This is a genomic window from Pantoea sp. LS15, assembly GCF_012241585.1.
Classification (GTDB): Bacteria; Pseudomonadota; Gammaproteobacteria; order Enterobacterales; family Enterobacteriaceae; genus Enterobacter.
In genome coordinates this window covers 33,733-43,278 of sequence record NZ_JAAVXA010000021.1, presented here as the reverse complement: position 1 = coordinate 43,278, position 9,546 = coordinate 33,733, and the positions used below count along the sequence as shown (strand labels likewise).

Here is a 9,546-nt window from a genome sequence, read left to right as displayed (position 1 = left end):
GTACATCCACTACTACAACAACGAACGAATCAAGCTAAAACTAAACGGCCTGAGTCCGGTACAATACCGAACTCAGGCCATGTCAGCCGCCAGTTAAGAAAGTGTCCAATATATGGGGTTCACTTCACGGGGCGGCCTTAACGCTACTTGTCCTGCGCTATCGTGGTTAAAGCAACAAACGCATCCGGTTCATCACTCTTTACTACGAGTACGCTGGCGACAATGAACGCGATGCATATATAGCGTTTCATTATGCGGTCCCTGCAGCTAACCGCTCCACCGTTCACCACCGGTGATAAGTCGGTGGACACAAGCTCTGACGAAAGCCTGATTTACGGTTGTGGTGACGCCTTTCCCGGGACCGGTGCCCATGTGCGAGATGGCGGAAAGGGACGCTGCATACTAGTTGGCCGTAGCGTAAAACGTAACCCATGGAAGTGATTTCTAAGAATATATTTAGGGAGTTGCAGTTTGATTACATAAGGACCTGAGATATTCTTGTAAGCCTCTGACGAGAGCTTGAAAACCACCCAACGGACCGCGAATCCCGAGGGACAAAAAAACCGCCACATTGCTGTTGGCGGTTTTTTTATTGCTGTGTGTAATCTTTGTATCAGTAGAAATCGCAGGTCGCTTTCTCTGCCTGGTCCATCCACACCGGCTTCTCACTGGTTTTCGCCCAGACGCGGTGCAGATAGCTGTAAAAACGTGCGCGATCTTTCCAGAACAGCATCACCGGCAGAGCCAGCACACCAGCCACTACGGCGAAAGTGCGACGCATGAAAACGATATGAGCCGGAAACTCTTTATAAAGATCCATATTTTTCTCCCCTATAGTTGGCCGGAAACGTCATCCGGAAAATTCAAAATCTGTGACCTGGATAAAATAATATCGCTTTGTTTGTAATTTTACTACTCATCCGACCACTTATTTTTGTCCGTTTAGTGAAAATTTACACTCGCGCCGTAATTAAGTTACAAAAAAGTTAACAGTTTACTTATCAATGGTTAAATTGTGGGCTTTGTCATTTTTATACTTTTTTTACACCCGCCCTCCCCATTTTTGCGAAATCTTTGCGCCAGAAATCCTACCGTTAACACAACAACAAAAGTCACCCGGAGGTGGATTGTGAGTGCAGGTCTTATTGCCGGCATCGTGCTGGTGTTCCTGTTATTGGGTTATCTGGTTTATGCCCTGATTAATGCGGAGGCATTCTGATGGCTGCTCAGGCGTTTTTGCTTATTGCCAGCTTCTTAGTGGTATTGTTCGTTCTGGCAAGGCCAGTGGGAACAGGACTGGCACGGCTGATCAACAACGTACCTTTGCCGGGCACGGGAAGCGTTGAAAAAGGGATCTGGCGTGTACTGGGAGTACGTGATCAGGAAATGAACTGGCGTCAATATCTGACAGCCATTCTGCTGCTGAATATCGTTGGGCTTATTGCCCTTTTTGCCATGCTGATGTTGCAGGGTATCCTGCCGTTCAATCCGCAACAATTACCAGGCCTGTCCTGGCATCTTGCGTTGAACACGGCAGTCAGCTTTGTCACCAATACTAACTGGCAATCCTATGCCGGTGAAACCACGCTCAGCTATTTCAGCCAGATGGTCGGTTTAACCGTGCAGAACTTCCTCTCGGCGGCCACAGGTATCGCCGTTATCTTCGCGCTGACGCGTGCTTTTGCACGTCAAAAAATCAGTACGTTGGGTAACGCCTGGGTGGACCTGACGCGCATCACGCTGTGGATCCTGCTGCCGATTGCTCTGCTGATCGCGCTGTTCTTTATTCAGCAAGGCACCCTGCAAAACGTGCTGCCTTACGCGCCTTATACCTCACTGGAAGGTGCAAAACAGCTCCTGCCGATGGGGCCGGTAGCATCGCAGGAAGCCATTAAGATGCTCGGAACTAACGGTGGCGGCTTCTTTAATGCCAACTCGTCTCATCCGTTTGAAAACCCAACCGCCCTGACCAATTTTGTGCAGATACTGGCGATTTTCCTGATCCCTGCCGCACTCTGCTTTGCCTTTGGTGATGTGGTCAATGATCGCCGTCAGGGACGTACGCTGCTGTGGACCATGTCGCTGATCTTCGTGGTCTGTGTTGCGCTGGTCATGTGGGCAGAATGGCAGGGTAATCCACATTTCCTCTCACTGGGTGCTGATAGCGCGATCAACATGGAAGGTAAAGAGAGCCGCTTTGGCATTCTCGCCAGTAGCCTGTATGCCGTCGTCACCACAGCGGCATCCTGCGGGGCGGTAAATGCTATGCATGATTCCTTTACGGCACTGGGTGGCATGATCCCAATGTGGCTGATGCAGATAGGCGAAGTGGTATTTGGCGGGGTAGGTTCTGGTCTTTACGGCATGCTGCTGTTTGTGCTGCTGGCGGTGTTTATTGCCGGTCTGATGATTGGACGAACCCCGGAATATCTCGGTAAAAAAATCGACGTTCGCGAGATGAAATTAACTGCACTGGCGATTCTGGTCACCCCTGCTCTCGTGCTGCTCAGCGCGGCGCTGGCGCTGATGACCGAAGCCGGACGCAGCGGCATCTTTAATCCAGGTATTCACGGTTTTAGCGAAGTGCTGTATGCCGTCTCCTCTGCTGCTAACAACAACGGTAGCGCCTTTGCCGGCTTGAGCGCCAACTCGCCATTCTGGAACTGCCTGCTGGCGTTCTGCATGTTCTTTGGTCGCTTTGGCGTCATTGTGCCGGTCATGGCCATTGCCGGATCGCTGGTGAGTAAAAAAATTCAACCGACCACCACTGGCACATTGCCGACCCACGGCGCGCTGTTTATCGGCCTGTTGACAGGCACCGTGTTGCTGGTCGGCGCCCTGACCTTTATCCCCGCCCTCGCGTTAGGCCCGGTCGCGGAATTCCTCTCTTTACGCTGATTTTGCGGAGAAATTGTCATGAGTCGTAAACAACTGGCCCTGCTCGAACCGTCATTAGTTCGCCAGGCGCTTATGGATGCGGTGAAAAAGTTGAGTCCGCGCGTCCAGTGGCACAACCCGGTGATGTTTATTGTCTGGGCGGGCAGTGTTCTGACCACCGCCCTGGCGATTGCCATGGGAACGGGCCACATGCCGGGAAATACGATGTTTACCGGCGCCATCAGCCTGTGGCTGTGGTTTACCGTGCTGTTTGCCAACTTTGCAGAAGCACTGGCGGAAGGCCGGAGTAAAGCGCAGGCCAACAGCCTGAAAGGGGTAAAAAAGACCGCCTTCGCGCGCAAGTTGCGTGAACCGAAATACGGTGCACAGATGGATCACGTTCCGGCGGATGAACTGCGTAAGGGTGATGTGGTACTGGTGGAAGCCGGCGACATTATCCCTTGTGACGGTGAAGTGATTGAAGGCGGCGCATCTGTGGATGAAAGCGCCATCACCGGTGAATCCGCGCCGGTTATCCGTGAGTCCGGCGGTGATTTCGCCTCCGTGACGGGCGGGACGCGCATTCTCTCCGACTGGCTGGTGATCCAGTGTAGCGTTAACCCAGGGGAAACATTCCTCGACCGGATGATCGCCATGGTGGAAGGCGCGCAGCGTCGTAAAACACCTAACGAAATCGCACTGACCATTCTGCTCGTGGCCTTGACGATCGTCTTCCTGCTGGCAACCGCGACGCTGTGGCCGTTCTCCGCCTACGGTGGCACTGCGGTGACCATTACCGTTCTGGTGGCGCTGCTGGTCTGCTTGATCCCAACCACGATTGGCGGCCTGTTGTCGGCTATCGGTGTGGCAGGTATGAGCCGTATGCTTGGTGCCAACGTCATCGCTACCAGTGGACGTGCCGTTGAAGCCGCTGGTGACGTAGATGTGTTGCTGCTGGATAAAACCGGGACCATTACCCTCGGCAACCGCCAGGCATCAGAGTTTTTACCCGCCCCAGGCGTGGATGAAAAAACGCTGGCAGATGCCGCGCAACTCTCTTCTCTTGCCGATGAAACCCCGGAAGGCCGCAGTATCGTGATTCTCGCCAAGCAGCGCTTTAACCTGCGCCAGCGCGACGTTCAGAGTCTGCATGCCACTTTCGTGCCCTTCACGGCGCAAACCCGCATGAGTGGGATTAACATTCAGGATCGCATGATCCGTAAAGGCTCCGTTGATGCGATTCGTCGCCATATTGAAGCCAACAACGGTCATTTCCCACCGGAAGTAGACAACCTGGTTGAGAGCGTTGCTCGTCAGGGTGCCACACCGCTGGTGGTGGCAGAGGGAGCGCATGTTCTGGGGGTGATTGCCCTGAAGGATATCGTCAAAGGCGGCATCAAAGAACGTTTTGCCCAGTTGCGTAAAATGGGGATCAAAACGGTGATGATCACCGGGGACAACCGTCTTACTGCCGCGGCGATTGCCGCCGAAGCGGGAGTCGATGATTTTCTTTCCGAAGCAACACCGGAAGCCAAACTGGCATTAATTCGCCAGTACCAGGCGGAAGGTCGTCTGGTGGCAATGACCGGGGACGGTACCAACGATGCCCCGGCCCTGGCGCAGGCCGACGTGGCAGTGGCGATGAACTCCGGTACCCAGGCGGCAAAAGAGGCGGGCAACATGGTCGATCTCGACTCTAACCCGACCAAGCTAATTGAAGTGGTGCACATCGGCAAACAGATGCTGATGACGCGCGGTTCGTTGACCACGTTCAGTATCGCCAATGACGTGGCAAAATATTTCGCCATTATTCCGGCCGCATTTGCTGCGACCTATCCACAACTGAATGCGCTGAATGTGATGCACCTGCACTCTCCGGCCTCGGCCATTCTGAGCGCAGTGATCTTTAACGCCTTGATTATTGTCTTCCTGATCCCGCTGGCGCTGAAAGGCGTGAGCTATAAACCGCTCACTGCGGCCGCCATGCTGCGCCGCAACCTGTGGATTTACGGCCTGGGCGGACTGGTGGTGCCTTTCATCGGCATCAAGGTTATCGACCTGCTGTTGACGCTGTTCGGCCTGGTTTAAAAGGTGAATCAAATGACGATGTTACGCCCCGCTATACTTCTGTTTATTCTGCTGTCTCTTATTACTGGCGGGCTGTATCCGCTGGTGACCACCGCGCTGGGCCAGTGGTGGTTTAAGGATCAGGCCAATGGCTCGCTGATTATGCAAAACGGTGAAAATCGCGGTTCGCGCCTGATTGGACAGAACTTTACGGATGCCCGTTACTTCCAGGGACGCCCTTCCGCCACTGCCGAAAGCCCGTATAATCCGATGGCTTCCGGCGGCAGCAACCTGGCAGGCAGCAACCCAGAGCTGGACAAAGCCGTCGCTGAACGAGTGGCAGCCCTGCGCACCGCCAATCCGCAGGCCAGCCGTGAGGTTCCCGTGGAACTGGTGACGGCCTCTGCCAGCGGGCTGGACTATAGCCTGACGCCAGCAGCAGTGGCATGGCAGATCCCGCGCGTCGCCGCTGCCCGTCAGTTGACCGTCGAGCAGGTCAGCCAGCTGGTTGCTGAGCACACGCAGAAACCACTGGTCAGTTTCATTGGCATGCCTGTGGTAAATATTGTTGAGCTGAATCTGGCGCTGGACGCGCTAAGGAAAAACTAAATGACCGACGAGCCCATGCGCCCGGATCCGGACAGGCTGCTAGAACAGACGGCTGAAGCCCATCGTGGCAAATTGAAAATCTTCTTCGGTGCCTGTGCAGGCGTCGGGAAAACCTTTGCCATGCTGACAGAAGCCCAGCGGCTGCGGGCACAGGGGCTCGATATTCTGATCGGCGTGGTGGAAACCCACGGACGCAAGGAGACAGCCTCACTGCTGAAGGGGCTGGCTACCCAGCCGCCCCGACGCATTAGCCACCGTGGTCGGTTAGTCACTGAATTCGATCTCGATGCCGCCCTCGCCCGTCGTCCCGCGCTTATCCTGATGGACGAACTGGCGCACAGCAATGCGCCAGGCTCACGCCATCCGAAACGCTGGCAGGATGTTGAAGAGTTACTTGAAGCCGGTATCGATGTATTCACGACGGTAAATGTTCAGCACCTCGAAAGCCTGAACGACGTGGTCAGTGGCGTGACCGGTATTCAGGTACGTGAGACCGTGCCTGATCCTTTCTTCGATTCCGCGGACGAGGTGGTGCTGGTCGACCTTCCGCCAGATGATTTGCGCCAGCGCCTGCACGAAGGCAAAGTCTATATCGCCGGCCAGGCCGAGCGCGCTATCGAACATTTCTTCCGCAAAGGCAACCTGATTGCCCTGCGCGAACTGGCTTTACGCCGAACCGCTGACCGTGTTGACGATCAGATGCGTGCCTGGCGTGATCTGCAAGGCCAGGAACGCGTCTGGCATACGCGGGATGCCATCCTGCTGTGTATTGGTCACGGCAGCGGCAATGAAAAACTTGTCCGCACCGCCGCTCGCCTTGCGGCCAAATTTGGCAGTGTCTGGCATGCCGTGTATGTCGAAACGCCGCAGCTTCACGCGCTACCTGAAAACCAGCGCCGGGCAATTCTGAGTTCGCTGCGCCTGGCCCAGGAGCTGGGCGCGGAAACGGCGACCCTATCCGATCCTCAGGAAGATAAAGCTATTCTGCGCTACGCGCGTGAGCACAACCTAGGAAAAATCGTGATTGGTCGTCGCCAGAATCGTCGCTGGTTTAGCCGCGAATCTTTTGCCGACAAACTGGCCCGCCGAGCACCCGATCTTGATCTGGTAGTCGTGGCGCTGGATGACAAACCCACACCGTTACCCAACCGCGCGCCTGACAGCCGAACCTTTGCTGATAAATGGCGAATTCAGCTTCGCGGTTGCTTTGTCGCCGTGATGCTTTGCGCCCTGATTACCGTGATTGCCAGCCAGTGGCTGATTGCCTTCGACGCCGCTAACCTGGTGATGATTTATCTGCTCGGCGTGGTGGTGGTGGCGCTCTTTTACGGACGCTGGCCGTCAGTACTGGCGACAGTGATTAATGTCATCAGCTTTGATCTGTTCTTTATTGCCCCCAAGGGAACGCTTGCTGTGTCGGATGTGCAATACATCCTGACCTTTGCCGTGATGCTTACTGTCGGGCTGGTGATCGGTAATTTGACGGCGGGTGTACGCTATCAGGCGCGTATTGCCCGTTATCGCGAACAACGCACGCGTCATCTCTATGAGATGTCGAAATCGCTGGCGGTGGGCCGCACGCCGCTGGATATCGTGCAGACCAGTGAGCAGTTTATTCGCTCGACGTTTCATGCCAGCAACCTGATTTTACTCCCGGACGAACACGGCAAGCTGCGCCCACTGACGTCGGTCTCAGGCATGACCCCCTGGGATGAAGCCATCGCGCGCTGGAGCTTTGATAAGGGGTTACCTGCAGGCGCGGGGACAGACACCCTGCCCGGTGTGCCTTATCAAATTTTGCCGCTGCGCAGTGCCGATAAAAACCAGGGGCTGGTTATCGTTGAGCCGTCAAATCTGCGTCAACTGATGATCCCTGAGCAGCAACGACTGCTGGAAACCTTTACGCTGCTGGTTGCCAGCGCACTGGAACGGCTGGCGCTGACTGCCAGCGAAGAACAGGCTCGTCTGGCAAGCGAGCGTGAGAGTATTCGTAACTCATTGCTTGCGGCGCTCTCTCACGATCTGCGGACCCCGCTCACCGTCCTGTTTGGTCAGTCAGAAATCCTGACCCTGGATTTGGCGGCAGAAGGGTCTAAACATGCCCTTCAGGCCAGTGAGATCCGTCAGCATGTACTGAATACCACGCGTCTGGTGAATAACCTGCTTGATATGGCGCGTATTCAGTCAGGTGGATTTAACCTCAAAAAAGAGTGGCTCACGCTCGAAGAGGTAGTTGGCAGCGCGCTGAAAATGCTGGAGCCAGGCCTTGGCGGGCGCCATATTGCATTGAACATGCCCGAACCGCTTACCTTAATTCACGTTGATGGTCCGCTGTTTGAACGGGTGCTGATCAACTTGCTGGAAAATGCCGGTAAGTATGCGGGATCCAGCGCCCAGATTGGGGTCGATGCGACAGTGGAAGATCAGACGCTTCGTCTTGAAGTCTGGGATACCGGGCCAGGTATTCCTGCCGGACAAGAACTGGCCATTTTCGAAAAATTCGCGCGTGGTAATAAGGAGTCGGCCATTCCGGGCGTTGGGTTGGGTCTGGCCATTTGCCAGGCGATTATTGATGTCCATGGCGGGACCATTTCCGCAGAGAACCGTCCGGATGGGGGGGCGCGTTTTTGTGTTACACTTCCTCTGGAAACCCCACCAGAACTTAATGAATTACCAGAGGATTTGTGATCAACGTTCTGATTGTTGAAGATGAGATCGCCATTAGCCGGTTTCTGCGTGCTGCGCTGGAAGGAGATGGCTTGCGCGTTCATGATGCCGGCACACTCCAGCGAGGGTTGATTGAAGCCGCCACGCGCAAGCCGGACCTGGTGATACTCGATCTGGGGTTGCCGGATGGTGACGGTATCGATTTTATCCGTGAAGTACGTCAATGGAGCCAGATGCCCATTCTGGTGCTTTCAGCACGTACTGAAGAGACGGATAAAATCGCGGCGCTGGACGCCGGAGCAGATGACTACCTTATTAAACCTTTCGGCATAGGCGAGCTCCAGGCTCGCCTTCGTGTGGCGCTGCGTCGTCACAGCGCCACCACGCCCGCCGATCCCACCTACACGTTTGGTGATATCCAGGTTGACCTTGCCGCCCGGCGCATTGTGCGTGGTGAGGAGGAGATCCATCTTACCCCAATAGAATTTCGACTGCTTGCCGTGTTGCTCAATAACCACGGGAAGGTGCTCACCCAACGCCAACTACTGAGCCAGGTGTGGGGGCCAAATGCCGTGGAGCATAGTCACTATTTACGCATATATATGGGACACCTTCGTCAGAAACTCGAAGTCGACCCCGCTCGCCCTCGTCATTTATTAACTGAAACCGGTATCGGTTATCGGTTTATGCTTTGAATAACTATTCATTTTATTTATAAATAAAACCAAGCTCACTTATTAAATATTCGAAAAATAACCCACTGGTTATTTTTCTGTCTTATTTTTGCTCATTCAAAACATTAAAAGCACAACCCATTAACGCTTAACCAACAAATCAGCATTTTGATCTGCGATATTCATCAAAAACGAATATTTATTTCTGATTTGATCGGTTAATGGTGATCTTCTTCACAGTTCATAGCCCTTTCCTGGATAAAATGACCATGCTTTCAATTACTGAAAGGAAAATGAAACATGGAAAACAATAATCGTTTAATGCCCCATATAAGGCGGACAACACATATCATGATGTTTGCCCACCGAAACTGCTTTGACTTTCATCTCTTTAATGCCCGGTAGTCCTTCGACTTCTGGCGCACCCGCTTACAGGTTATCCTGAAACTCGTTTATTTACAGTCAATTGTCTGTGAACCCGTGCGCTTATTCATCTTAATTCAGACTCATCTGCAACCGGGCAGACTGAATTTCAATCATCAAAAAGCAATTCACTGATTTTAATCAGCGGTCACTCTTTGCTTTTTTTCCGGAAAATTATCGATTTCTTTTTTACAGGGAATCGAGGGACTTCTATTACCTAAAATAAAGA

General features: G+C 53.8%; 9 protein-coding genes. 8 read left to right on the top strand and 1 reads right to left on the bottom strand.

The window, feature by feature from the left end:
* A partial coding sequence (locus tag HED65_RS21400; protein ID WP_147279780.1) for an IS3 family transposase occupies positions 1 to 97 on the top strand: 97 nt, incomplete at its 5' end.
* A 516-nt stretch (positions 98 to 613) separates the two neighbouring features.
* Here HED65_RS21400 and HED65_RS21395 read toward each other — a convergent pair.
* Positions 614 to 820 carry a YbfA family protein gene (locus tag HED65_RS21395; protein ID WP_028019445.1) on the bottom strand — a complete coding sequence of 69 codons (207 nt, stop codon included), beginning with the start codon at positions 818 to 820 and terminating at the stop codon, positions 614 to 616.
* A 309-nt stretch (positions 821 to 1,129) separates the two neighbouring features.
* Between HED65_RS21395 and kdpF the strand changes: the two genes are divergently transcribed.
* From kdpF to speFL, 7 genes are all read left to right on the top strand, one after another.
* The gene (gene kdpF, locus HED65_RS22850) at positions 1,130 to 1,219 is read left to right on the top strand and encodes a K(+)-transporting ATPase subunit F (RefSeq protein ID WP_014069365.1); all 90 of its coding nucleotides are present in this window, start codon (positions 1,130 to 1,132) and stop codon (positions 1,217 to 1,219) included.
* Positions 1,219 to 2,898, top strand: coding sequence for a potassium-transporting ATPase subunit KdpA (gene kdpA / locus HED65_RS21385; RefSeq protein ID WP_114980071.1), 1,680 nt, complete (start codon positions 1,219 to 1,221; stop codon positions 2,896 to 2,898). The genes kdpF and kdpA overlap by 1 nt, the downstream gene beginning before the upstream one ends.
* Before the next feature lie 18 nt (positions 2,899 to 2,916).
* A complete protein-coding gene (gene kdpB / locus HED65_RS21380) occupies positions 2,917 to 4,965 on the top strand; it encodes a potassium-transporting ATPase subunit KdpB (protein ID WP_114980070.1) in 2,049 nt (682 codons plus the stop codon).
* A 12-nt stretch (positions 4,966 to 4,977) separates the two neighbouring features.
* Entirely contained in the window at positions 4,978 to 5,553 is a 576-nt protein-coding gene (gene kdpC, locus HED65_RS21375) for a potassium-transporting ATPase subunit KdpC (RefSeq protein WP_114980069.1), read from the top strand.
* Positions 5,554 to 8,241, top strand: coding sequence for a two-component system sensor histidine kinase KdpD (kdpD, locus tag HED65_RS21370; protein ID WP_114980068.1), 2,688 nt, complete (start codon positions 5,554 to 5,556; stop codon positions 8,239 to 8,241).
* Positions 8,238 to 8,915 (top strand): two-component system response regulator KdpE, encoded by a 678-nt coding sequence (kdpE, locus tag HED65_RS21365; protein WP_028019450.1) that lies wholly within the window; start codon positions 8,238 to 8,240, stop codon positions 8,913 to 8,915. Before kdpD ends, kdpE begins: the two co-directional genes overlap by 4 nt.
* A gap of 279 nt (positions 8,916 to 9,194) precedes the next feature.
* Positions 9,195 to 9,299, top strand: a complete 105-nt coding sequence (gene speFL, locus HED65_RS21360; RefSeq protein WP_003858645.1) for a leader peptide SpeFL — start codon at positions 9,195 to 9,197, stop codon at positions 9,297 to 9,299.
* The last annotated feature ends 247 nt before the right edge of the window (positions 9,300 to 9,546 follow it).

What these genes read in the sequence shown, in the direction of transcription:
- kdpB (WP_114980070.1), top strand. Translation starts at nt 2,917, where the DNA reads ATGAGTCGTAAACAACTGGCCCTGCTCGAACCGTCATTAGTTCGCCAG.
- HED65_RS21395 (WP_028019445.1), bottom strand. Translation starts at nt 820, where the DNA reads ATGGATCTTTATAAAGAGTTTCCGGCTCATATCGTTTTCATGCGTCGC.
- kdpC (WP_114980069.1), top strand. Translation starts at nt 4,978, where the DNA reads ATGACGATGTTACGCCCCGCTATACTTCTGTTTATTCTGCTGTCTCTT.
- kdpD (WP_114980068.1), top strand. Translation starts at nt 5,554, where the DNA reads ATGACCGACGAGCCCATGCGCCCGGATCCGGACAGGCTGCTAGAACAG.
- kdpA (WP_114980071.1), top strand. Translation starts at nt 1,219, where the DNA reads ATGGCTGCTCAGGCGTTTTTGCTTATTGCCAGCTTCTTAGTGGTATTG.
- speFL (WP_003858645.1), top strand. Translation starts at nt 9,195, where the DNA reads ATGGAAAACAATAATCGTTTAATGCCCCATATAAGGCGGACAACACAT.